21 protein-coding genes and 2 tRNA genes are annotated in these 22,575 nt (G+C 63.5%); 7 read left to right on the forward strand and 16 right to left on the reverse strand.

Annotated elements, in window-relative coordinates; genetic code table 11:
• Positions 1-63: 63 nt before the first annotated feature.
• Entirely contained in the window at positions 64-1,320 is a 1,257-nt protein-coding gene (gene pepT / locus ACE103_RS22815) for a peptidase T (protein ID WP_375774978.1), read from the forward strand.
• On the opposite strand, the gene ACE103_RS22820 is transcribed toward pepT, so the two are convergent.
• From ACE103_RS22820 to ACE103_RS22840, 5 genes are all read right to left on the reverse strand, one after another.
• Positions 1,321-2,172 (reverse strand): class I SAM-dependent methyltransferase, encoded by an 852-nt coding sequence (locus ACE103_RS22820; RefSeq protein WP_375774979.1) that lies wholly within the window; start codon positions 2,170-2,172, stop codon positions 1,321-1,323.
• A 34-nt stretch (positions 2,173-2,206) separates the two neighbouring features.
• The gene (locus ACE103_RS22825) at positions 2,207-2,512 is read right to left on the reverse strand and encodes a YciI family protein (RefSeq protein ID WP_375774980.1); all 306 of its coding nucleotides are present in this window, start codon (positions 2,510-2,512) and stop codon (positions 2,207-2,209) included.
• A 22-nt stretch (positions 2,513-2,534) separates the two neighbouring features.
• On the reverse strand, positions 2,535-2,828 hold the full coding sequence (locus ACE103_RS22830) for a hypothetical protein (RefSeq protein WP_375774981.1): 294 nt from the start codon (positions 2,826-2,828) through the stop codon (positions 2,535-2,537).
• 264 nt (positions 2,829-3,092) lie between these two features.
• Positions 3,093-3,169 (reverse strand) — tRNA-Val (locus ACE103_RS22835).
• A gap of 91 nt (positions 3,170-3,260) precedes the next feature.
• Positions 3,261-3,665 carry a GFA family protein gene (locus tag ACE103_RS22840; RefSeq protein WP_375774982.1) on the reverse strand — a complete coding sequence of 135 codons (405 nt, stop codon included), beginning with the start codon at positions 3,663-3,665 and terminating at the stop codon, positions 3,261-3,263.
• Positions 3,666-3,859: 194 nt separating this feature from the next.
• On the opposite strand from ACE103_RS22840, the gene ACE103_RS22845 reads away from it, so the two are divergent.
• Both ACE103_RS22845 and ACE103_RS22850 read left to right on the forward strand, forming a co-directional pair.
• Positions 3,860-4,528: a GntR family transcriptional regulator gene (locus tag ACE103_RS22845; RefSeq protein ID WP_375774983.1), complete on the forward strand. Its 669-nt coding sequence runs from the start codon at positions 3,860-3,862 to the stop codon at positions 4,526-4,528.
• A gap of 1 nt (position 4,529) precedes the next feature.
• Positions 4,530-5,741 (forward strand): MFS transporter, encoded by a 1,212-nt coding sequence (locus ACE103_RS22850; protein WP_375774984.1) that lies wholly within the window; start codon positions 4,530-4,532, stop codon positions 5,739-5,741.
• An 87-nt stretch (positions 5,742-5,828) separates the two neighbouring features.
• Here the strand turns inward: ACE103_RS22850 and ACE103_RS22855 are convergent, their stop codons facing one another.
• The 6 genes from ACE103_RS22855 to ACE103_RS22880 all read right to left on the reverse strand — a co-directional run bounded on the left by ACE103_RS22855 (position 5,829) and on the right by ACE103_RS22880 (position 13,485).
• Positions 5,829-6,344: a cupin domain-containing protein gene (locus tag ACE103_RS22855; protein WP_375774985.1), complete on the reverse strand. Its 516-nt coding sequence runs from the start codon at positions 6,342-6,344 to the stop codon at positions 5,829-5,831.
• 221 nt (positions 6,345-6,565) lie between these two features.
• Positions 6,566-8,995, reverse strand: coding sequence for an endopeptidase La (lon, locus tag ACE103_RS22860; protein WP_375774986.1), 2,430 nt, complete (start codon positions 8,993-8,995; stop codon positions 6,566-6,568).
• A gap of 319 nt (positions 8,996-9,314) precedes the next feature.
• On the reverse strand, positions 9,315-10,589 hold the full coding sequence (clpX, locus tag ACE103_RS22865; protein WP_024583449.1) for an ATP-dependent Clp protease ATP-binding subunit ClpX: 1,275 nt from the start codon (positions 10,587-10,589) through the stop codon (positions 9,315-9,317).
• Positions 10,590-11,043: 454 nt separating this feature from the next.
• Positions 11,044-11,679, reverse strand: coding sequence for an ATP-dependent Clp protease proteolytic subunit (locus ACE103_RS22870; protein WP_223967219.1), 636 nt, complete (start codon positions 11,677-11,679; stop codon positions 11,044-11,046).
• Between the two features lie 197 nt (positions 11,680-11,876).
• Positions 11,877-13,235 (reverse strand): trigger factor, encoded by a 1,359-nt coding sequence (tig, locus tag ACE103_RS22875; protein WP_375774987.1) that lies wholly within the window; start codon positions 13,233-13,235, stop codon positions 11,877-11,879.
• A 165-nt stretch (positions 13,236-13,400) separates the two neighbouring features.
• Positions 13,401-13,485 (reverse strand) — tRNA-Leu (locus ACE103_RS22880).
• A gap of 135 nt (positions 13,486-13,620) precedes the next feature.
• Between ACE103_RS22880 and ACE103_RS22885 the strand changes: the two genes are divergently transcribed.
• The 3 genes from ACE103_RS22885 to ACE103_RS22895 all read left to right on the forward strand — a co-directional run bounded on the left by ACE103_RS22885 (position 13,621) and on the right by ACE103_RS22895 (position 16,948).
• Complete coding sequence (locus tag ACE103_RS22885) at positions 13,621-14,952, forward strand: multicopper oxidase family protein (protein WP_375774988.1); 1,332 nt, start codon at positions 13,621-13,623, stop codon at positions 14,950-14,952.
• Between the two features lie 31 nt (positions 14,953-14,983).
• Complete coding sequence (locus tag ACE103_RS22890) at positions 14,984-16,069, forward strand: enolase C-terminal domain-like protein (protein WP_375774989.1); 1,086 nt, start codon at positions 14,984-14,986, stop codon at positions 16,067-16,069.
• A 168-nt stretch (positions 16,070-16,237) separates the two neighbouring features.
• Positions 16,238-16,948, forward strand: a complete 711-nt coding sequence (locus ACE103_RS22895; RefSeq protein WP_375774990.1) for a hypothetical protein — start codon at positions 16,238-16,240, stop codon at positions 16,946-16,948.
• Positions 16,949-16,975: 27 nt separating this feature from the next.
• Here the strand turns inward: ACE103_RS22895 and ACE103_RS22900 are convergent, their stop codons facing one another.
• Both ACE103_RS22900 and ACE103_RS22905 read right to left on the reverse strand, forming a co-directional pair.
• Complete coding sequence (locus tag ACE103_RS22900) at positions 16,976-17,707, reverse strand: tetratricopeptide repeat protein (protein WP_375774991.1); 732 nt, start codon at positions 17,705-17,707, stop codon at positions 16,976-16,978.
• A 214-nt stretch (positions 17,708-17,921) separates the two neighbouring features.
• A complete protein-coding gene (locus ACE103_RS22905; protein ID WP_375774992.1) occupies positions 17,922-18,881 on the reverse strand; it encodes a LysR family transcriptional regulator in 960 nt (319 codons plus the stop codon).
• 100 nt (positions 18,882-18,981) lie between these two features.
• On the opposite strand from ACE103_RS22905, the gene ACE103_RS22910 reads away from it, so the two are divergent.
• Positions 18,982-19,809, forward strand: a complete 828-nt coding sequence (locus ACE103_RS22910) for an oxidoreductase (RefSeq protein WP_375774993.1) — start codon at positions 18,982-18,984, stop codon at positions 19,807-19,809.
• A 55-nt stretch (positions 19,810-19,864) separates the two neighbouring features.
• Here ACE103_RS22910 and ACE103_RS22915 read toward each other — a convergent pair whose 3' ends face one another.
• The 3 genes from ACE103_RS22915 to ACE103_RS22925 all read right to left on the reverse strand — a co-directional run bounded on the left by ACE103_RS22915 (position 19,865) and on the right by ACE103_RS22925 (position 22,557).
• On the reverse strand, positions 19,865-20,155 hold the full coding sequence (locus ACE103_RS22915) for a DUF1330 domain-containing protein (protein ID WP_375774994.1): 291 nt from the start codon (positions 20,153-20,155) through the stop codon (positions 19,865-19,867).
• Positions 20,156-20,353: 198 nt separating this feature from the next.
• A complete protein-coding gene (locus ACE103_RS22920; RefSeq protein WP_375774995.1) occupies positions 20,354-21,970 on the reverse strand; it encodes a B12-binding domain-containing radical SAM protein in 1,617 nt (538 codons plus the stop codon).
• Positions 21,971-22,137: 167 nt separating this feature from the next.
• Positions 22,138-22,557, reverse strand: a complete 420-nt coding sequence (locus tag ACE103_RS22925) for a GNAT family N-acetyltransferase (RefSeq protein ID WP_375781164.1) — start codon at positions 22,555-22,557, stop codon at positions 22,138-22,140.
• Positions 22,558-22,575: the final 18 nt, after the last annotated feature.

The following is a 22,575-nucleotide window of genomic DNA, read 5'->3' on the forward strand; positions in this document are numbered from 1 at the left end:
TGCTTGCGCAAACCAACTTCGCCTGAGCGTCATGTTCCTGTCCTCCATTCCTGCGCGGTCTTCATGCTGGCACCGGCTCTCGACTTCAAGCACACCGTCACCGAGCGCTTCCTGCGCTATGTCGTGATCGACACCCAGTCCGACCCGGATTCACCGACCTGCCCCTCCACCGAGAAGCAGAAGAATCTCGGCCGCCTGCTGGTCGCCGAGCTGCAGGCGATGGGCATATCGGATGCGCATCTTGATCCCCACGGATACGTCTATGCGACGATCCCGGCCAACACTGACAAGACGGTGCCGGTTATCTGCTTCTGCTCGCACATGGACACTTCACCCGACTGCACCGGCAAGAACGTCAAGCCGCAGCTCGTGAAGAATTATCGCGGCGGCGACATCGTGCTGCCGGCCGATGCCTCGCAGGTGATCCGCGCCGCCGAGCACGAAGCGCTGGCCGACCAGATCGGCAACGACATCATCACGACCGACGGCACCACCCTGCTCGGCGCCGACAACAAGGCCGGCCTCGCCGAGATCATGGATGCCGCGCATTTCCTCGTCACCAACCCGCAGGTGAAGCACGGCACCATCAAGATCCTGTTCACGCCGGACGAGGAGATCGGCCGCGGCGTCGACAAGGTCGACATCAAGAAGCTCGGCGCCGATTTCGGCTACACCATGGACGGCGAGACCGCGGGTCATATCGAGGACGAGACCTTCTCCGCCGACGGCGCCAGCATCATCATCGAAGGCGTCGCGACCCATCCAGGCTTCGCCAAGGGCAAGATGGAGCACGCGATCAAGATCGCGGCCGCCATCGTCGATCGCCTGCCGAAGGATACCTGTTCGCCCGAGACCACCGAGGGCAAGGAAGGCTTTCTGCATCCGGTCGCCATCTCGGGGGCCCTGGAAAACGCGCGGATCGACTTCATCGTGCGCGATTTCACCGAGGCCGGCCTGACGCAGAAGGAAGCGCTGCTCGAAAAGATCGTGCAGGACGTCATGAAGGGATATCCGCGCTCGACCTACCGCATGGAGGTCAAGCAGCAATACCGCAACATGAAAGAGGTGATCGATCGCCACCCGCAGATCGTCGCCTATGCGATCGAGGCGATCGAGCGCGCAGGGCTATTGCCGGTGAAGACCTCGATCCGCGGCGGCACGGATGGCTCGCGGCTTTCGTTCATGGGACTGCCCTGCCCGAACATCTTCGCTGGCGAGCACGCCTTTCATTCGCGGCTCGAATGGGTGAGCCGCCAGGACATGGAGAAGGCCGTGCAGACCATCGTGCATCTGGCGATGATCTGGGAAGAGAAGGCCTGATCAGGCCCGCGCCGTCACGATCCAGATCGCGCCGGGCAGCAGCACAGAATCGCCCTTCGCAAACGGCGTCAACGCCTCGCGGATCGACGTGACGGCGGCGGCCCGGAGGTCATCCGGTTGTCCTTCCAGTGCGCGGCTGGCGGGCCCGATCTCGAGCGCGCTCTGGACGGCGGCGTCAATTCCGCGCCCGATCGCGACGTCGAACTCAAGCCGGCAGGGCTCCATCGCGATGCCGGCAAACCCTGCTTCGCCGAGGATTCGGTTCACGCGCGCTTCGGACGCGAATGAGAAGGGGCCGGGGTCGTCGGGACCAAGCTGCGGCAGCTTCGGCACGTGCTTGTAGACCGCCTGCAACGGCGCCATGAAGAACGGATTTTCGCGCGGCTCCTGCCAGCAGGCGAAGGCGAGCCGGCCCGACGGCTTCAGCGCCTTGTGCAGATTGGCGAACGACACCGCCGGATCGGCAAAGAACATCACGCCGAAACGCGACGCCAGGAGATCGAAGCTTGCGGGATCGAACGGGTAGACCGTGGCGTCGGCGAGCGCATAGGTGACCGGCGCATCCTTCGGCGTGCTTTGCCGTGCCCGCTCCAGCATCGGCCCGGAGACGTCGACGCCGAACACATGGCCTGACGGCCCCACCTTGTTCGCAAACCCATTCGTCGAAGCGCCGCTGCCGCAGCCGACATCGACGATGCGCTCGCCGGCCTTCGGCGCGGCGCGATCGATCAGGAGGTCGAGCACCGGCTGCAGCACGATATCCTGCGCGGCCTGCCTGGACGCCCAGCGCTGACCGCCCGGCCCGTTCCAATATGCAATCTGATCGGCGTTCTGCGGATGGCCTGCGTTCATGCGATCCAACCTTGTTGAGAAGCTTCCAGAGACTCTAGCAACTCTCGCGCGTCGCAGCGCGCAGCAGCGGCATCACCTGATAGGTGAATCCGGCATTGGCCCTGACGACGGGATCGTTGGCGACGATCTCCTGCGGATCAGCATCGTCAGGTAGTTGCAGCACGCCCAATCCCCAGACCCCGGCGGGATCGGCCACCGGCCCGAAGATCAGCGCCTTGCCGGCTTGCAGCAATTCGCCGCAATAGGCGACATGCGCCTGCATGATGGTGGCTTCCTGCGGCGTCATGTCCTGCGGAAAGGTCGGGCGCGGTCCGGTCAATTTGCAGACGTAGTGCTTCATCGACCTGGTCCGCCCTCTCGAATTATTTGGCGGCGGCGCTCGTCGGCTTGGCCGGCTTCGGCGCAGGCGTCTTGGCGGCAGTCCCCTTCGGGCCAGCCTGTCCGTCATTGCTGCGCGCAATGCCCCACGGATCGGTCGGTTTCTGGTCCGGCACGCCACTGAGCGCGCGCTGGTAGGCGCGCTGCTGCCGCGCCTCGTTGGCCACATCCGACGGCGACTTCTCGATCTCTTCGCGATAGCGCTGAACGTGGTCCTGCTGCGCCAATGCCGGTCCGGCAATCATGGTGAGAAGAAAAATCGCGGCGAGTTTGCGCATGCATCGAGTTCCCGGTTAGGCGGAGAGATTAGCATCGCAGCCGTGCCGGCATCAAATCTGCGCGGCAAGAATGATGATGAAGGCAGTCATACTTTTGTCCGCCTCGGCTCGTAGCTCGCGGGGAACAGCAGCGATTCCTGATGAACCAGTCCGCCTTCGCTCTTCGAGCTTCGGCGCGACAGCCTTCGCCCTGCGGACCGAACAAGCGGTTGAGTTGATCCGCAAAAGCTGGCTCGCCGAGCCGTAGCCATGAGGAGCGAAGGCTGGTAGGCGGCGAGAGATTCGAACTCCCGACCCTCTCGGTGTAAACGAGATGCTCTAACCAGCTGAGCTAGCCGCCCTTACCTGCGCGCCTCTTTAGCCTCGCCCGCCCCTCGGGCGCAAGGTCGCCAGGCTGCAAGGCCCCAATCCGTAGGCTTCAATCCTTGGGCTTCAATCCCTGGGCCGCGCCGGCAATCCCTTGAGATCATTGATCCAGGGCGCGGCGGAGCGGCACCAGACCTGGCGTCGCGGGGTCAATTCGCCACGCTGGCGAATGCTGCCCCAGCGGATCCCCCAATCGTCCGGACCGCCATCCTCGCCGCTCGTAAACAACGGGGAACCGCAGTCGCCGCAAAAATGCTGGAAGCGGATTCGGCCGTTGTCGCCCCGCTTGCCGTAGATCTTCGGCGCACCTCCCGTCAGCCGGACCTGCTCGGCGGCGCAGATCACCGTGACGCGATAGGGCGAGCCGGTCAGCGCCTGGCAGTCCGTGCAATGGCAGATCGACACCCGTTCGGGATCGATCTCGGCCTGATAGGTCACGGCGCCGCAATGGCATTGCCCGTCGATCTGCATCCGCGCTCTCCCAAGTCGGCGTTGTCCAATAAGGCTGTCGCCAAGAGGTCGTTCCCGGAGATGCGGCCCCGCAAGGCATCCGGGACACGGTGTGGTGCCCCGTTGGGACAATACTGGTATCCCAAAACGGGATTGTTTGGGATACCAATTCGGGATACGTCGACAATAACCTACTCCCACACCGGCAGACCGCCATGTCGCAGATGCTTCAGATCCACGACCAGCTCCGGGAGATGATCCTCTCCCTCGACCTCGGCCCGGGCGAGCGGCTGACGGAGCGCTGGCTCGAGAGCCGGTTCGAGGGATCGCGCACGCCGATCCGCGCCGCGCTGGTGCGGCTCGAAGGTGAAGAGCTGGTCCGCCGCGACGGCCGCAACTGGATCGTCGCACCGATCGACCTCGGTGAGCTGGAGGCGCTTGCGGAGTTCAGGATCCCGCTGGAGACGACGGCCGTCCGCCTCGCCTGTGCGCGGGCGAGCGCGGCCGACATCGCCGGCGTCGAGGAGATGCTAGATGCCTGCCAGTCCGGCGCGCCGCGCGAGGAATGGCACCGGGCCGGCACCGACTTCCATGTCGAGATCGCTCGCCTCTCCGGCAACCCCTTCATCGTCAAGGCGATCGCGGGCGCCATGACGCGGCTGTCGCGGGCACGCTGGCTCGAGGTGTGGACCGAACCTTCGCGCGAGCAGGCCTGGCGCGAGCACCGGCGCATTCTCGGCTTCATCAAGGCCAACGATCCGGATTCCGCTGCGCGCGAGGCCGCCGATCACATCGCCGACACCCGCAATCGCCTGCTCCGTTCGCTGAACGAAGACCGCCGCGGCCTGCGGGCGCGCGGCTTCGCCGTCATCGGGCTGCGCTGACATGAACATGGAGATCGATCGCGAGGCGGCCCTCGACGCCGGCCCCTGGAGGCGCAACCTCATCGTCTGCGTGTTCGGATCTTTCACGACCATCGTGGGGATGACGCTGCTGTTGCCGTTCCTGCCGCTTTATGTCGAGCAGCTCGGCGTGACCGACCATGCCGCCATCGTGCAATGGTCGGGCGTAGCCTACGGCGCGACCTTCTTCAGCGCAGCGCTGACGGCGCCGCTGTGGGGACGGCTTGCGGACCGCTATGGCCGCAAGCTGATGCTGATCCGCGCCAGCCTCGGCATGGCAGTCGCCATGTCGCTGATCGGCATGGCGCACAATGTCTATGAGCTGGTCGGCTTGCGGCTGTTGACCGGCCTGCTCGGCGGCTACGCCTCGGGCTCGACCGTGCTGATCGCGTCGCAGACACCGAAGGCGCGCTCCGGCTGGGCGATCGGCGTGCTGTCGGCCGGCATCATGGCCGGCAGCCTGGTCGGCCCCTTGGTCGGCGGCGTGCTACCGGGCCTGATCGGCATCCGCGCGACCTTCTTCCTGATCGGCGGCGTCATCTTCATCACCTTCCTCGGCACCACCTTCCTGATCCGCGAGGAGGCGCGTCCGAAGACAGCGAAAGGCGCCAAGGCGCGTGGCGGCTGGTCGCTGGTTCCGGACAAGCGTCCTGTCGTCGCGATGTGGGGCACCGGCCTGCTGCTGATGATCGCCAACATGTCGATCGAACCGATCATCACGGTCTATGTCGCGCAGCTGGTCGAGACGCCGCAGGTGACGTTCGTCGCCGGCCTCGTGATGTCGGCAGCGGCGTTCGGCAGCCTGCTGTCGTCGTCGCATCTCGGCAAGCTCGCCGATCGCGTCGGCCATTGGCGGATCATCACCATCTGCCTGGCCGCATCCGCACTGCTGCTGATCCCGCAGGCTTTCGTGGTCAGCGGCTGGCAGCTGATCCTGCTCCGCTTCCTGATGGGGCTCGCGCTCGGGGGCCTGCTGCCGTGCATCGCAAGCGTGATCCGGCACAGCGTACCCGACACGGTCACCGGCAGCATGCTGGGCTACTCGATCTCGGCGCAATATGCCGGCCAGGTGATCGGCCCGCTCGCCGGCGGATTCATCGGCGGCCATATCGGCATGCGCGCGGTGTTCCTCGGCACCAGCGTGCTGATGGCGCTCGGGGCGATCGGCAATTTCCTCGTCGAGAAAAAGGAGTAGTTGCGCACGGCGGTGCATTGGCAACCGTGCAAGCCCTCGCGGCAACCCGCTAGCCTGGTCTGGCCGCCCGCCGCGAGACGAGATGCCTCATGCCAACAGTTCGGTCCGGTATTTCGCGGACAGTGCCTTTGCTCTTTCAATGCGTCCAGCTCGCTCGGCCTGACCGAGGTTTGGCGGCGGCGCAGTACGACTCGCGACCGGATCGCCCACTGCCAAGAATAACTCCTCCTGGCCTGCCGGCGTGCACATGCAGAGTATGCGGACCGGCTTGTCGGACCTGTTCTTGAACGCGTGAGGCGCGTTGGCAGGGATGTTCACGGTCGAGCCGGCGCCTGCCCGATATGGTTGCCCCCGGAAGATCAACTCAACCTCGCCGTCCAGAATGGTGAACATCTCCTCGAACTCGTGACGGTGCGGCGGCGGGCCGCCGCCGGGCGGCACCAGCATGTCGATCAGACAGTAGCGGCCGCCGGTCTGCTCGCCGGACACGAGGATGGTGTGGGCGATCGAGACATGGCGAAGCATCGGATCGTCGAAATGCACCAACGTAAGGTTCCGGTTGATATCGTCAGGGGGCAGTGGCGCTCCAGGTTGCGTGGTCATCTGATCGCTTTCTTCTGATCTGGGATCGGCTTCAGAAACGCTTCTTGTCGAAGGCCAGACTGCACCAAACGATTTCGTCCGCGACGTGACGCCCTGACCGCCAGACGGCATTTATTGTCAATGCATGGTCTGGTGCGCGAGATCGGCCCCCCTTCCGCACCAGAGCCAAAACAAAAACGGCGCCCGAAGGCGCCGTTTCATTATTTCGATTGGAGTTTCGCTCAGTGCGCCGTCAGGCCACCGGACGCCTCATCCGAAGCGTCGGGCTTGACGTCGACCTTGCTGGTCTCCTCTTCCCAGACGATCGGCACGGGCACGCGGGTCAGCGCCTTGGCAACGACCTCATCCAGCCGCGAGACCGGAATGATCTCCATGCCGCCCTTGATCGCATCGGAAATCTCCGTGAGATCCTTGGCGTTGTCTTCGGGGATCAGCACCGTCTTGATGCCACCGCGCGCGGCAGCCAAGAGCTTCTCCTTGAGACCGCCGATCGGCAGCACGCGACCACGTAGCGTGATCTCGCCAGTCATCGCGACATCGTGGCGGACCGGGATGCCGGTCATGACCGAGATGATCGCGGTGGCCATCGCCACGCCGGCGGACGGACCGTCCTTCGGCGTTGCGCCCTCCGGCACGTGAACGTGGATGTCGCGGCGGTCGAACATCGGCGGTTCAATGCCGTAGACGATCGCGCGCGAGCGGACGTAAGACGCCGCCGCCGAGATCGACTCCTTCATCACGTCGCGCAGATTGCCCGTGACGGTCATCTTGCCCTTGCCGGGCATCATGACGCCTTCAATGGTCAACAGCTCGCCGCCGACATCGGTCCACGCCAGGCCGGTGACGATACCGACCTGATCCTCGTCGTCGATCTCGCCGAAGCGATACTTCGGAACGCCGAGGAACTCTTCGATGTTCGCCTCGGTGACCTTCACCGACTTCTTCTTGGAGATCATCAGCTCCTTCACCGCCTTGCGGGCGAGTGTGGAGAGCTCACGCTCCAGGTTACGCACGCCCGCTTCGCGGGTGTAGCGGCGGATCATCAACAGCAAGGCCGCGTCGTCGATCGACCATTCCTTGGAGTCCAGACCGTGCTTGGAGATCGCGCTCGGGATCAGGTGCTTGCGCGCGATCTCGACCTTCTCGTTCTCGGTGTAGCCGGCGATCCGGATGATCTCCATGCGGTCCATCAGCGGTCCCGGAATATTCAGCGTATTCGCGGTCGTGATGAACATCACGTTGGACAGGTCGTAATCGACCTCCAGGTAATGGTCGTTGAAGGTCGAGTTCTGCTCGGGGTCTAGGACCTCAAGCAGCGCCGACGACGGATCGCCGCGGAAATCGGCGCCCATCTTATCGATCTCGTCCAGCAGGAACAGCGGGTTCGAGGTCTTCGCCTTCCGCATCGACTGGATGATCTTGCCGGGCATCGAGCCGATATAGGTGCGGCGGTGACCGCGGATCTCGGCCTCGTCACGCACGCCGCCGAGCGACACGCGCACGAACTCGCGGCCGGTCGCCTTCGCGATCGACTTGCCGAGCGAGGTCTTGCCGACGCCGGGAGGCCCGACCAGGCACAGGATCGGTCCGGTCAGCTTGTTGGCGCGCGACTGCACCGCGAGATACTCGACGATACGGTCCTTGACCTTCTCGAGCCCGTAGTGATCGGAGTCCAGCACCGCCTGCGCGGCCTCGAGGTCCTTCTTGACCTTGGACTTCTTGCCCCACGGGATCGACAGCAGCCAATCCAGATAGTTGCGCACGACGGTCGCTTCCGCGGACATCGGCGACATCTGGCGCAGCTTCTTCAGCTCGTGCTGGGCCTTCTCGCGCGCTTCCTTGGACAGCTTGGTCTTGGAGATCTTCTCCTCCAGATCGGCCAGCTCGTCGCGACCTTCGTCGTCGCCGAGTTCCTTCTGGATCGCCTTCATCTGCTCGTTCAGATAATACTCGCGCTGGGTCTTCTCCATCTGGCGCTTGACGCGCGAGCGGATGCGCTTCTCGACCTGCAACACCGAGATCTCGCTCTCCATCAGGCCGAGCACCTTCTCCAGGCGCTGGGTGACGGACAACGTCTCCAGGATCGCTTGCCGATCGGCAATCTTGACCGCGAGATGCGAGGCAACGGTGTCGCCGAGCTTGGCGAAATCGGTGATCGCCTGAACCACGCCGACGACTTCGGCGGAGATCTTCTTGTTCAGCTTCACATAGCTTTCGAAGTCGGACACGACTGAACGCGCCAAGGCCTCGGCCTCGACCGAGGTGGCGTCCGCGTCGGCGAGGGCGACCGCGGTCGCTTCGTAATACTCGCTGCGGTCGGAATACTTCTCGACACGCGCGCGCTCGAGGCCCTCGACCAGCACCTTGACGGTGCCGTCGGGCAGCTTCAGGAGCTGCAGCACGCTGGCAAGCGTACCAGTCTCGTAAATTGAATCGGGAGCCGGATCGTCATCGGACGCGTTCTTCTGCGTCGCGAGCATGATCAGCGCGTCGTTCTTCATCACCTCTTCGAGCGCGCGGATCGATTTCTCGCGGCCGACGAAGAGCGGCACGATCATATGCGGGAAGACGACGATGTCGCGGAGCGGCAGCACCGGATAGGAGTGGCTTTCGCCGTGGACGATCGTTGGCCGGGGTTTTGATGTCGTCATGGCCTTATCCTTTTGTTTTGCCCCCTTGCACGCAGTCCGCCTGCTTGCGCAACCGCCACAAGGTGCCTTGGTGATCCGGAATTAGATTGCCGTCAGCAGCCGCATATTCCGCATCGTAAAGCGACGAATCTCAACACATGAGATCCCTCACCGATAGCATTAGGTGGCTATCAGGCGGGGGGGTGTCAAGTCTGAGAAGTGCCGGGAAATATAGGCTAAACAGGCATTTACTGCGACGCGAAAATGGCCTGCTGCTGCGCCACAACGGCCGCCGGATCGCCCGGCAGCCGCATGAATTGCGACGACAGAAAGTTGCGCCTTAGGCGCTCGCGCTGCTCTCGACGGCGCGGTCGGAACGATCAGCATAGATGTAGAGCGGACGCGCCGTGCCCTCGACGACCTCGCGCGAGATCACAACTTCCTCGACACCTTCGAGGCCTGGAAGGTCGAACATGGTCTCGAGCAGGATGCTCTCCAGGATCGACCGCAGGCCGCGCGCACCGGTCTTGCGCTCGATCGCCTTGCGGGCGACCGCGCCAAGCGCCTCGTCGGCGAAGGTGAGCTCGATGTTCTCCATCTCGAACAGCCGCTGGTACTGCTTCACCAGCGCGTTCTTCGGATCGGTCAGGATCTTCTTCAGCGAGGCCTCGTCGAGGTCTTCCAGCGTCGCGACGACGGGCAGACGGCCGACGAATTCCGGAATCAGGCCATACTTCAGCAGATCCTCCGGCTCCACGTGACGGAAGATCTCACCGGTACGGCGATCCTCCGGCGCGAGCACCTGCGCCGCGAAGCCGATCGAGGTCGAACGGCCGCGCGCGGAGATGATCTTCTCGAGGCCCGAGAAGGCACCGCCGCAGATGAACAGGATATTGGTGGTATCCACCTGCAGGAACTCCTGCTGCGGATGCTTGCGGCCGCCCTGCGGCGGGACCGAGGCCACCGTGCCTTCCATGATCTTCAGCAGCGCCTGCTGGACGCCCTCGCCCGACACGTCGCGGGTGATCGAGGGATTGTCGGACTTGCGGCTGATCTTGTCGATTTCGTCGATATAGACGATGCCGCGCTGCGCGCGCTCGACGTTGTAGTCGGCGGCCTGCAGCAGCTTCAGGATGATGTTCTCGACGTCCTCACCGACATAGCCGGCTTCGGTCAGCGTCGTGGCGTCAGCCATGGTGAAGGGCACGTCGAGGATGCGGGCCAGTGTCTGCGCGAGCAGCGTCTTGCCCGAACCGGTCGGACCGATCAGCAGGATGTTCGACTTCGCCAGTTCGACGTCGTTGTGCTTGGTCTGATGGTTAAGCCGCTTGTAGTGATTGTGGACGGCGACCGACAGCACCTTCTTGGCATGGCTCTGGCCGATCACGTAGTCGTCCAGGACCTTGCAGATTTCCTTCGGTGTCGGGATGCCGTCTCGCGACTTCACCAGCGAGGACTTGTTCTCCTCGCGAATGATGTCCATGCAGAGTTCGACACACTCGTCACAAATGAAGACAGTCGGTCCGGCAATCAGCTTGCGAACTTCATGCTGGCTCTTGCCGCAGAACGAGCAATATAGCGTGTTCTTGGCGTCGCTCGTGCCGACCTTACTCATTCATTATCTCCGTCCGCCGTTCGACCTCGTTTGCCAGATCGACCCAATCCGGCACAAAACCGGAGTATTGGGTAGATAGAGCAAATTCCGTACCAAAAAAGACCCTACGCAATACTGACCGTGTGGATCACGGTTTATTCGAATCTCCGCGATCATAGCCGATGCATTACAGCCAACCATGCTGGCACCCGACTATCAAGAATTCGCTAATCGGGGGGCAGGCTCAAGACCGTGACAATACCGTGATTTTCCACGATCGTACGTGGAATACGCGTCGAAATCCACGGAACGTTGCGGGATTACCACGCCGAGCCATGAGCACGAAAGCGGAACTTTCTGGCCCCGCGTATGCGCTTGCGAGGTACTCCGCCGTCCTGCTTTGCCGACTATGTGAGGCGTCAATGTGGAGATCACACCGACGCCCCGGGTCGCCTGTCCAGATCAGCCGGCGTCGTCAGGCAGCTTTGGCCGCCGACGGGTCTTCCGGCCGCTTGTCGATGACCTTGTCGACGAGACCGAACGTCTTGGCATCCTCGGCAGTAAGGAATTTGTCGCGCTCGAGCGCGTCCTCGATCGCCTTGTAGGTCTGGCCAGTGTGCTTCACGTAGATCTCGTTGAGGCGCTTCTTGAGATTCAGTATCTCCTGAGCGTGCAGCATGATGTCGGTGGCCTGGCCCTGGAAGCCGCCGGACGGCTGGTGCACCATGATGCGCGAGTTCGGCAGCGAGAAGCGCATGTCCTTTTCGCCGGCTGCCAGCAGCAGCGAGCCCATCGAGGCCGCCTGCCCCGTGCACAACGTCGACACCGGCGGACGGATGAACTGCATGGTGTCGTAGATCGCAAGGCCCGACGTCACCACGCCACCCGGCGAGTTGATGTACATCGAGATTTCCTTCTTCGGATTCTCGGCCTCAAGGAACAACAGCTGCGCGACGGTCAGCGTCGACATGCCGTCCTCCACCGGACCGGTGACGAAGATGATGCGCTCTTTCAGCAGGCGCGAGAAAATGTCGTAGGCGCGTTCGCCGCGATTGGTCTGCTCGACGACCATCGGCACGAGGTTCATGTAGGTTTCAACGGGATCGCGCATGAAAGAACCCAAGGGTTAGGGGTGATGCAGAACGTTAAGGCTTAACCCAGATATGGGCCAATTTCCGGCCGACAAGACCGGCACTAGCCAACTGGGCAGGTCGCAGAAGTTCAAGCCGATTCGCGTCGGCGCGCCTAGCGACGGAGGCCCGTCGCAGGCGTGCTTTCACGGTTCATCATTAACGCGAGGTGCCGCAATTAAGCGGCAGTTTTCTCGGCGTCTTCATCCTTGAACAGCTCATCCTTCGAGACCTTCTTCTCGGTCACGTTGGCGAGCTCCAGGACGAAGTCGACGACCTTGTCCTCGTAGATCGGGGCGCGGAGCTGGGCCAGCGCCTGGGCGTTGCTGCGGTAGTAATCCCAGACTTCCTTCTCGCGGCCCGGCATCTGGCGCGCGCGCTCGATGACAGCGCGCGAGACCTCGTCGTCGGTCACGGTGATCTTGTTCTTCTCGCCGATCTCCGAGAGCACGAGGCCGAGGCGGACGCGGCGGTCGGCGATCTTCTGGTACTCCTCCTTGGCCGCATCCTCGGTGGTGTCCTCGTCGGCGAAGGTCTTGCCGGTCGAGTCCATCTCGGCCTTGATCGAGTTCCACATCAGGTTGAACTCTTCGGCGACAAGCGACGGCGGGGCCTCGAATTTGTGGCTCTCGTCGAGCCGGTCGAGCAGCGCGCGCTTGACCTTCTGGCGGGTCGCACCAGCGAACTCGGCGGTCAGGCGCTCGCGCATCAACTCCTTGAGCTTGTCGAGCGACTCGAGGCCGAGCGTCTTGGCGAATTCGTCGTCGACCGTGACCTCACCGGGCGCCTCGATCAGCGTCGCCGTGGTCTCGAACTCGGCCGGCTGGCCGGCGAGCTTTTCATTGAGGTAGTTCTTCGGGAACGGGACCTTCAGCGTGCGGGTCTCGCCCGTGCCGATGCCGATCAGCTGCTCCTCGAAGCCCGGAATGAACTGGCCGGCGCCGATCACGACCTGAATGCCCTCGCCGGTACCGCCCTCGAAGGCTTCACCGTTGATGGTGCCCTTGAAGCTGATGGTGACGCGGTCGCCCTTCTCCGCCGCCCCTTCGGCCTTGGCATTGTACGGACGGCTGCCCTCGGAGACGCGCTTGATGGCATCGTCGACGTCGGCGTCGGAGACATCGACCACCGGCTTCTCGACCGAGAACGACTTGAAATCGGCGAGCTGGATCTGCGGCACGACCTCGATCGCGACCGTGTAGGTCAGGTCGGTCTTGCCCGACAGCAATTCCTCGACCTGGTCCTTCTCGGTCGGCATCGTGATCTTCGGCTCGCCGGCGAGGCGGAAGCCGCGATCTTCGAAAATCTGCCGGTTGGTGTCGCTGATGGTCTGGTCGATGGTCTCGGCCATGACCGAGCGGCCGTAGATCTTCTTCAGGTGCGCAACCGGCACCTTGCCGGGACGGAAGCCGTTGAGACGGACCTTGTCCTTGAGGTCGACCAGCTTGGCGCCCGCCTTGGCATCGAGATCGGATGCCGGAACGCTGATCTTGAATTCGTGCTTCAGTCCCTCGTTGAGGGTCTCGGTGACCTGCATGGTATCAATCTTCTTCCGCTTTTGCCGCGGCCCGAGCGGCCGTGGCAGTGTCCAGTCTGTTCGACGGTGAGCCTTGCGGCCTAACGTCTGTGGGTTCGGCGAACCCTCGTCCCCTTCGGGGCCCAAGGTTCTCCAAGAATTCGTCATGCAAACGCTGTAAGCGCTTGGTGCGGGCGGAGGGACTCGAACCCCCACAACTTTCGTCACTGGAACCTAAATCCAGCGCGTCTACCAGTTCCGCCACGCCCGCGCGAAAAGCATCCACTCCGGCCGCGATGCCGCGGGCGGCCGGGCTTATAACATGCGCCCACCGGTTCGCAGCAAAAAAATGGCCGCTGGAGAGCCCGCCCTGCGACCGATCGCGACTGGACAGGTACATCTGAAAATGGTCCGCATCGGCCGGATGGCAAGCCCTGCAGCAAGTCCCGAATTTTCCCTCACTCGACGCGACCTGATCGCCGGCCTCGGCGCCGCGGCGCTTTGCCCCGCTTGGCCGAGCACCGGCTGGGCACAGGGCCGGACGGCGGTCGCGTTGCAGGCCAAAACCGACCGCATCCTGCTTCGTCCGGGCACCCCGGAGACCCCGGTCTGGTCGCTCGGCAGTGGCGACCTCCGCTTCAAGCGCGGCGAGGTCCTCGACGTGACGTTCGGCAACGAGCTGCCGGTTGCCGCCGCACTTGATTGCCGCGGGCTCGATGGCGTCCCGGCCGCGGAGCCGCTGGCCTCCCGGGCGCCCCTTGCCGCCGGGGCAAAGGATACCTTTCAGCTGCCGCTTCGGCATGCCGGCACATTCCTGTGCGAACCGCTGTTCGGGGATGGCTCGGCGCCGGCACGGCCGCGCCCGCTGATCGTGACCGGCACCTCGCCGGTGGCGGTCGATCGCGACGAGGTCCTGCTCATCGAAGAGTGGCGCCTGCAGTCCGATGGAACCGCGATCCCGCCTGGAAGCGATCCGAAAGATTCGACGCAGATTCATACAATTAACGGCAAGAGCTCATACGAAATCTCGGCACCGGCCAATGCCCGTCTCAGACTCCGCTTTATCAACGGCAGCCAACGCAGCGTGCTGGCGGTCAAGCTCGAGAATCTCGACGTCCGCGTGATGGCGATCGACGGCCAGCCGGCCGAACCGTTCCCGGCCCGCAACGGTGCGCTGATCCTGGCTCCGGGCGGCCGTACGGACGTCTTTGTCGATGTGACCGGTCCGGCCGGAACCAGCTTCCCGATCCTGCTGCACGACGGCAAGCAGGCCCGCCCGGTCGGCAAACTGGTTGTCTCGAACGAACCGCCGATCCGGACGGCGCCGTTCCCGCCGGCCCCGCCGCTCCCGGGCAACGACATGCCCGCCCAGCTCGATCTCAAGAGTGCAGCGAGATTCGATCTGGCGCTGGGCACGCCAACCGATTGGTTCCGCCCGGCGGAGTTCAAGCCCTCCACCGCCCCGGCTTTTCAGGCCAAGGCAGGCCGAACCATCGTGCTGGCCCTGACCAACCCGAGCGCAATCGCCAGCGCCTTTCATCTGCACGGCCATCACTTCCGTCTGCTCGACCGGCTCGACGACGGCTGGAAGCCGTTCTGGCTCGACACGCTCGCGGTCGAACCGGGCCAGACCCAGCGCATCGCCTTCCTCGCCGAATACCCCGGCCGCTATCTGATCGAGCAGGTCGCGACCGATTGGGCCGCGCCGCGGCTGCTGCGATGGTACAGTGTCCAATGACAAGAAGTGGAAACCGCCAAAGGAAGCACCGATGAGCCAGACAGTTGCAGCGATTCGCGGAGTGAAGGCACGAAGCGTCGTGGTGCCGCTCAAGCGTCCTGTGAAGACCGCGTTTGGCCTGATCGATTCCGGCCCGCTGGTGCTGATCGATGTCGAGACCGATCAAGGCGTTACCGGCCGCACCTACATCTTCGCCTACAGCAAGCTCACACTTCATCCTCTCTGCTATCTGATCGACGAGATCGGACGCGAGCTGATCGGCAGGCCAGTCGCCCCGTTCGATCTGATGAAGGCGATGGATGCCAAGTTCCGGCTGCTCGGCGCGCAAGGTCTGGTCGGTATGGCTGTGTCGGGCCTCGACATGGCCTATTGGGATGTGCTCGGCCAACTCGCCGGCCGGCCGCTTGTCGAGCTGCTCGGCGGCTCGGCGAAGCCAATCAAGGCCTATGACAGCTATGGCGCGGTCGATCCCGTAGCGGACGAGCGCGCGCTGCGCCGCTCGCTCGACCAAGGCTTCAAGGGCATCAAGATCAAGGGCGGCGACGGCGATGCCGCCAATGACGAGCGCGTCGTGAAGGGCGTGCGCGCCCTGCTCGGCCCCGACATCGCGCTGATGATCGATTTCAACCAGTCGCTCGATCCGGCCGAAGCCGCCCGCCGCATCACCCGGCTTGCGCCCTACGACCTGCACTGGATCGAGGAGCCGGTACCGCAGGAAAGCCTGTCCGGTCATGCCAGGGTCCGCGAGACCTCGCCGACGCCGATCCAGGCCGGCGAGAACTGGTGGTTTCCCCGCGGTTTCGCCGAGGCGATCGCGGCCGGCGCATCCGACTTCATCATGCCCGACGTGATGAAGGTCGGCGGCGTCACCGGCTGGATGCAGGTCGCGGGACAGGCCGATGCCGCATCGATCCCGATGTCGAGCCATCTGTTCGCGGAAGTCAGCGCGCATCTGCTGGCGGTGACGCCGACCGCGCACTGGCTCGAGTTCCTCGACTTCGCCGGCGCGATCCTCGCAAGGCCCGCCGAGATCATAGACGGCGCAGTGACGGCCCGCGGTCCCGGGCTCGGCATCGAATGGAACGAGCCGGCGGTGGCGAAGTATCTCGTGAGCTAGCGCGCCCGGCGCTTCCCGTTTGCTTCAGATTGTATCTGCCCCTGCTTCCGATGAGGGCGGCAACGGATTGGCGTTTGTCTGACGCATGGCTGAGGTCGCCATCAATCGATCGTGAGCGAGAATTCACGACATCATCATGTAGGTCGATCGGGCGCACTGGAGCGCCCAATGACGAACAACAACAAGCTGACGCTCAAATTTCGCTGTCCGAAACAGCTCGAAGGACTGATCCCGCGACCGGTCCCGGCGGCCCAAGGCATTCCCGACTGGCTCAAGACCATGCCGGCAACGGCCTTCTCCTCGATCAACCTGCACGACGAGGACACCATCAAGCGCTGCCCGCCGTTCGTTGACGCGATGACCTGCGGGTACCTGCTGCCACTGGTCTGCGATCTCAAGGTCGAGGACGGCGAAATCACCTGGGATCACGACCTGCCGCCGGGAGGCACACCCGAATTTCCGCGCTCGCCGATCGGATTTCACGATCCGGGTCAGGTCAGCGGCACACCGTTGTTCGAAGCGGGCCGCTTCTTTCTCAAATTCCACAATCTGTGGACCGTCGAGGCGCCTGAAGGCTACGCGATCTACTTCACGCATCCCGTCAACCGCTTCGACCTGCCGTTCACCACGCTCAGCGGCCTGGTCAATTCGGACCTCTATACCGACAACTGGGTGCACTTCCCGGCGTACTGGCACGACCGGAATTTCCGAGGTGTCCTCCGCAAGGGGCCCCCCATCGCGCAATGCATTCCGGTCAAGCGCGACGACTGGACTGCGCAGGCATCGTCATTCACCGCGGAAGAAGCCAAGCGCGTCGGCGAGTTCAGGGGTGAGCTCAAGCGACAGCCCAACCTCTACCGGAGAAACTTCAGGGCCTGAGGCGCGACGAGATTTCGTTCGATCCGCTCAGCCTGCTTCCCCGCCGAGGAATTTCGCAGCGTCGCTCTGCGCGAAGAAGAAGCGGCCACGCGATCCCGCGGCCATGACGAACGCCGCGCGTCCCAGAAGCTGGGGCTGACCACGAATGACGGAGCGCAGCGCCGCCTCGGCAGCGTCGCGCTCACCCTGCTCGAAGAGCGATGTGGCAAGGTAGGCGCGGGTCGAGCGATCGTCAGGGTACTGGGCGAGCACGCGGCGGAAAGCATCCGCGGCCGCGGCGTAGTCGCCATGCAGGACCAGGACCCGCCCGAGTTGGTTGAGAATATCGGGGCGTCCCGGCGCAGCATCGCGCGCGGCGGTCAGGACATGCGCAGCCCGCGCGAAGTCATCGGTATCATGCAGCAGCCGCCCGAGATCAAGCTTCAGATCGACGCTGTCGGGGGCCAGCGCCAGGCCGGCCTCGACCGTGCTGATCGCCTCGTCGTATTGACCGACCTTGGCAAGCTGCCCGGCGAGTTCCTGAAATGAAGGGAGATATGGCGGGCGGCGTGCAATCCTTTCGAGCGATGCGATCGCCTCGCCTCCGCGGTTCTGTCCCCTCAACGCATGTGCGAGCAGAAGCGCTGCGTTCCTGTCCGTGCGGCTGGATTTCAGGATGTTGGCCGCAATCTGCTCTGCCCGAGCGAACTGCTGCGTTCGGAGCGCCATTGCGCCCTGTTGCAGCGCCTGAGCGAGGAAATCGTTTTGCCTGCCACTCATGGGACAGTTTCCGGATGATACGAGAGAGAATGTCGTTGGGCCTTAGCCCCGCGTCTCTCCGCGCGTCCATCAACAGTCCTGTCGGTGTTGGCGACCGGCATGGCCAACGCGAGAGGAGGCTTCAACGCGAATTGCCGCGTCCCAAGGATCAGCCTCTGCCCGGACTGTACCGTCGCCGTCAAAATTATCGTGCTGCAAGATCACGTTTGCCGGATCAACTATGGTTCGATGGGGCCGATGCGCCCGCAGGTGAACGGACCACCCCACCCCTGGCACCCGACTTCGTCTCGTCCCGGATCATGTCGACGAAGGCACGAAGCCCGGCCGTCATGTGCCGGTGTCGTGGATAGTAGAGACGCAAGCCGGGAAATGGCGGCGTCCAGTCGTCCAGCACGGCTCGCAGGGTGCCGGCGGCGAGATGCCCGGTCACCCAAAAATCGCTGACGAACGCCAGTCCCAGGCCGTCGAGTGCGGCTTCGACCATCAGGCTGTCACTGTCGAGGGTCAGCCTGCCCCGAACATCCACCACCATCTGCTCGCCGCCGCGCTTCTCGAACTCCCAGTGATAGAGCTTGCCGCTCGGCATCCGCCTGCGAATGCATTCATGGGCGAGGAGATCGAGCGGAGAGCGCGGCACCAAAGCGCGGGCGAAATAATCCGGCGCGCCAACGACGATGAAGCGCGTGTCCGGGCCGCAGGGGATCGCGACCATGTCCTGCGGCACAGCTTCGGCCAGCCGGATGCCGGCATCGAAACCTTCAGCGACAATATCGATGGGACGTCCCTCCAGGGTCAGTTCGACGTTCATGTCGGGATAGCGCCGTAGAAACTTTGCAACGACCGGACGGAGGATCTGGTGCGCGGCCCGCTCCTTCAAATTGATGCGCAGCGTTCCTGCGGGGGTATCCCGGAACTCGTTCACATCCTCCATCGCGCCGGCAATCTCGCGCAACGCAGGGCTGACCCTGGCGAGGAAGCGCTCTCCGGCTTCCGACAGCGCGACGCTGCGCGTCGTCCGGTTTATGAGGCGCACACCAAGCCGCTTTTCCAGGGCGGCGATCGCATGGCTCAACGCCGAGGGCGAAATGCCGAGTTCAGTCGCGGCCGCGCGAAAGCTGCGACGCGTTGAAATCGCGACGACGGCGTTCAGCTCGAAAAGGCCAGCGTGCTGCATTGTTCGATTATCTGCATCAGATCATGCCACTCTATGCTGATTATTGCACTAATCAAGTCGCCTATATCGAGCCTGCAATCTCGATCTGAAGGACATCTCCATGGCAAAGACTTTCCTCATCACGGGTGTTTCGTCCGGCTTCGGCCGCGCGTTGGCCGAGGCAGCATTGGCCGACGGCCATACCGTCGCCGGCACCGTGCGCAACGAGAACGACAAGCGGAAATTCGAAGCGCTCGGCGCAGGTGCGCGCCCAGTGGTTCTTGACGTTACCAACACCGAGGCCATCGCGCCCGCGGTCGCCGATGTCGAGCGCAGGATCGGCGCGATCGACGTTCTCGTGAACAATGCCGGCTATGGCCACGAGGGCATCTTGGAGGAATCATCGATCGACGATCTGCGACGCCAGTTCGAGGTCAACGTCTTCGGCGCGGTCGCGATGATCCAGGCGGTGCTGCCCTTCATGCGCAAGCGGCGCGCCGGGCACATCCTCAACATCACGTCGATGGGCGGGATCATCACGATGCCCGGCCTCAGCTACTACCATGGCAGCAAGTTCGCGCTGGAAGGGATATCGGAAACCCTCGGCAAGGAAGTCAAGGACCTCGGCATCAAGGTCACCGCGGTCGAGCCGGGCGGCTTTCGCACCGACTGGGCCGGACGATCGATGGTACGAGCCGAACGGTCGATCGCAGACTATGACGCTCTCATCGACCCGATCCGAAAACGCCGGATGGAACTGAACGGCTGGCAGGTCGGCGATCCCCAAAAGGCCGCGCAGGCGATGTTGAAGCTCGCTTTGTCGGACGATCCGCCGGCGCATCTGCTGCTCGGCAGCGATGCCGTGCGGCTGGTCGGGGAAAAAATGAAACTGCTGCAGGCCGAATTCGATGCATGGAAGAGCGTTTCGCTTTCCACCGACGTTGCCTGAGTCTCGTCGGCACCGCCCGCGGTGCCGGTGCGGCCACGCGTGCTGCTCACAGCGGCTACGGCAGCCCCTTCACCAGCAGTGACAGCACGGTCGCGCCAGCGATGCGATCCCTGGATATTTCCTGATAGGCCGGCGAGTCGAGAAAGCGGGTCGCCTCCGTCTCATCGGGAAATTCCATGATCACGACCTTGTCGCGGGTCCACTCGCCGTCGAGAACCTTCGGCCTCTCATCGGCCGCCAGCAGGCGGCCGTTGAAGGCCTTGAAGACGCCGGCAAAACGGGACTGATAACGGCGGTAGTATTCCTCCTGCGTGAACTTCACCAGTGCGATCACATAGACGGTCATTCGCGGTCCTCATTCTTGAAATGGCGTGGATTGGCGCAATCGATACCGTCCGGACGGCGGCGGCGCGCTGATGCGATGAAATCGGCGAGACGCATGGGCTGCTCAATCGTGATCCTGCTGCGCCGCTTGGAGATCAGCGACAGCTCGCGGGCTGGCGCATGCAGATCCCGCGGCCCCGCCAGCGAACTTTGCCGTCCATCAAACGGCGTCCAGCTGAGCTCGCGGCACAAGCTCCGCGACCCTTACCGGAGGCTTGGCATCCAGTTCGGCAATCCGGCGGTCAATCTCACCGATCACGTGCTTCGAGAACGGCCCGAAGTGCAGGTACAGCGCCATCAGCATCACAATGTAGCGCAGTGCGCCTGGGTTGGACTTGGCGACCTCGACGAAGGTCTTCCAGAACGGCTCGCGAACCTCCGGCAGGGTCCGCATGATCCTGTGTACGCCCTCGATGCCGCCAAGCTTCGTGCGCACGTCGCCATCGGGCAGATCGCGGCGCCGATCGGACCGGTCGAGCATGACGGAAAGCCGCGACAGCCGCCCTGCATATGCCGCCGGGCTGAACACGTGCCCCAGCACAGTCTTGTAGTCCACAAGGATGTCACGAAGCGGACGCTTGGTCTCGAAATTGCAGCCGAGCGTGCATTGGTCGCCCGCCTGCTCGACCTTCATGAGATCATGGCCTTCGTGCAGGCGGCCTTCCTGGGCCAGCCGCCGCGTCAGCTGTGTGCCAGGCAGCGCATAGAGCAGTCCAACCATGCAGACTGGAATGCTCGCCTCCTCGATGAAGTCGATCATCGCCTGCGCCATCGAGACCTTCTCGGTATCGAACCCGACGATGAAACCCGCCGTGACGAACATGCCATAGTCGTAAATCTTGTGAACGCTCTCGGCGATGTTGCGCCTGGTGTTCTGCTTTTTCTTCATCTGCACGAGGGTCTCCGGATCCGGGCTCTCGATGCCGACGAAAATTCCAAAGAAGTTCGCGTCCTTCATTGCCTGCAACAGCTCGCTGTCATCAGCGATATTGATCGAGGCTTCGGTCGAGAACTCGAACGGATAGTCTCGCTCTTCCAGCCAGGTTTTGAGCCGCGGCAGCAAGATGCGGAGGTTTTTCTTGTTGCCGATGAAGTTGTCGTCGACGAAATCGACATGCCCACGATAACCATGATCGTAGAGCGCTTGCAGCTCAGCGAGAATCTGATCAGGGGTCTTGGTGCGCGGCACGCGCCCGTACAGCTCGATAATATCGCAGAACTCGCAGGTGAACGGGCAGCCACGCGAATATTGCACGCCAATAAAGAGATAATGATCGAACTTGATCAGATCGTAGCGGGGCATCGGGCTTAGCGTGACGTCGATCTTGAATTTCTCGGCGGTGAACACGCCCTTGCGCTCACCGCGTTCCCAGGCGGCGATGAATTCCTCGATGATGTGCTCGGCCTCGCCGATCACCTGGAAGTCCGCATCCGAGTAAAGGTGCGGGCTGGAGGAGACGTCAGGCCCACCGACACATACCGGCTTGCCGTGCCGGTGGGCGAGATCGATCAGGTGGAGAAAATCAGGCTGCTGGTTGAGCATACCGCCGATCATGACGAGGTCGGCCCAGTCAAGGTCCGCGTCGGTCGAAGGCTCGGTGTTACGGTTGACGAGCCGAACCTCCCAATGTTTCGGCAGCATGGCGGCGACGGTGATCAGTCCGAGTGGCGCCGCCGGATACTTCGCGCCGACGAGTTCGCAAGCTTCCGTATAATTCCAGAATGAGTCTGGAACGAACTTCGGATAGATCATTAGAACGCGGCAGGGACTCGTCATGTTGCTCCGGTCCGTACCACGCAGCTTCGAGGCTAAGGGTACATTCGCTCGTCGATACAGGCATTAAGTGCTCAAATGGTGGCCGATTGCCAGATGATCTTTCGCCCCGCCGTGAGCCCCGTCCTGTTCCCCGGGTCCGGCTGGGGTCAGTCAATCCGATCAATATGTCATCCGCCGGCCCTGCGCGCCCAGAGATAGCGCACGTCCGGCTCCCTCTCCTCGTTGCGGCTGCCGTCGGTTTCCTCGACCGCGGCAAAGCCGCGCGCCTCGTAGAAGCGGCGCGCCCGCGCGTTGCGCTGGAAGGTCCAGAGTTGCAGCCGGTCCGCACCCTGCTCTGCGATCTCGAGCAGCGTGCCGCCGATGCCGCGGCCCTGCGCGGCCGGCAACACGTAGAGCTGCTCGATCCAGTCGTCGTGGAACGCGATCACGCCGCTCATCGCCCCGCCGTCGAATGCGCCCCACACCGTGCAGGTGGCAAACATCCGCTCGCGATAGAACCAGCGGTCTTCGTCGGGCGTATGCAGGCCCGCGAGCCAGGGCAGCGCATTGTCGAACGCCGCGCGGTGCACACGCGCGGCGGCGTCCATGTCGGCAAGCGTGAGCCG

Origin of the sequence: Bradyrhizobium sp. ma5 (assembly GCF_042258955.1) — a bacterium.
Lineage (GTDB): Bacteria > Pseudomonadota > Alphaproteobacteria > Rhizobiales > Xanthobacteraceae > Bradyrhizobium.

Coding starts and splice junctions, on each gene's coding strand:
- ACE103_RS22905 (WP_375774992.1), bottom strand. CDS start 18,881: ATGCAGCACGCTGGCCTTTTCGAGCTGAACGCCGTCGTCGCGATTTCA.
- ACE103_RS22825 (WP_375774980.1), bottom strand. CDS start 2,512: ATGAAGCACTACGTCTGCAAATTGACCGGACCGCGCCCGACCTTTCCG.
- pepT (WP_375774978.1), top strand. CDS start 64: ATGCTGGCACCGGCTCTCGACTTCAAGCACACCGTCACCGAGCGCTTC.
- ACE103_RS22840 (WP_375774982.1), bottom strand. CDS start 3,665: ATGCAGATCGACGGGCAATGCCATTGCGGCGCCGTGACCTATCAGGCC.
- ACE103_RS22910 (WP_375774993.1), top strand. CDS start 18,982: ATGGCAAAGACTTTCCTCATCACGGGTGTTTCGTCCGGCTTCGGCCGC.
- ACE103_RS22850 (WP_375774984.1), top strand. CDS start 4,530: ATGAACATGGAGATCGATCGCGAGGCGGCCCTCGACGCCGGCCCCTGG.
- ACE103_RS22895 (WP_375774990.1), top strand. CDS start 16,238: ATGACGAACAACAACAAGCTGACGCTCAAATTTCGCTGTCCGAAACAG.
- ACE103_RS22900 (WP_375774991.1), bottom strand. CDS start 17,707: ATGAGTGGCAGGCAAAACGATTTCCTCGCTCAGGCGCTGCAACAGGGC.
- ACE103_RS22870 (WP_223967219.1), bottom strand. CDS start 11,679: ATGCGCGATCCCGTTGAAACCTACATGAACCTCGTGCCGATGGTCGTC.
- ACE103_RS22885 (WP_375774988.1), top strand. CDS start 13,621: ATGGTCCGCATCGGCCGGATGGCAAGCCCTGCAGCAAGTCCCGAATTT.
- ACE103_RS22925 (WP_375781164.1), bottom strand. CDS start 22,557: ATGGACGCCGCCGCGCGTGTGCACCGCGCGGCGTTCGACAATGCGCTG.
- ACE103_RS22920 (WP_375774995.1), bottom strand. CDS start 21,970: ATGACGAGTCCCTGCCGCGTTCTAATGATCTATCCGAAGTTCGTTCCA.
- ACE103_RS22845 (WP_375774983.1), top strand. CDS start 3,860: ATGTCGCAGATGCTTCAGATCCACGACCAGCTCCGGGAGATGATCCTC.
- ACE103_RS22890 (WP_375774989.1), top strand. CDS start 14,984: ATGAGCCAGACAGTTGCAGCGATTCGCGGAGTGAAGGCACGAAGCGTC.
- lon (WP_375774986.1), bottom strand. CDS start 8,995: ATGACGACATCAAAACCCCGGCCAACGATCGTCCACGGCGAAAGCCAC.
- tig (WP_375774987.1), bottom strand. CDS start 13,235: ATGCAGGTCACCGAGACCCTCAACGAGGGACTGAAGCACGAATTCAAG.
- ACE103_RS22820 (WP_375774979.1), bottom strand. CDS start 2,172: ATGAACGCAGGCCATCCGCAGAACGCCGATCAGATTGCATATTGGAAC.
- ACE103_RS22915 (WP_375774994.1), bottom strand. CDS start 20,155: ATGACCGTCTATGTGATCGCACTGGTGAAGTTCACGCAGGAGGAATAC.
- clpX (WP_024583449.1), bottom strand. CDS start 10,589: ATGAGTAAGGTCGGCACGAGCGACGCCAAGAACACGCTATATTGCTCG.
- ACE103_RS22830 (WP_375774981.1), bottom strand. CDS start 2,828: ATGCGCAAACTCGCCGCGATTTTTCTTCTCACCATGATTGCCGGACCG.
- ACE103_RS22855 (WP_375774985.1), bottom strand. CDS start 6,344: ATGACCACGCAACCTGGAGCGCCACTGCCCCCTGACGATATCAACCGG.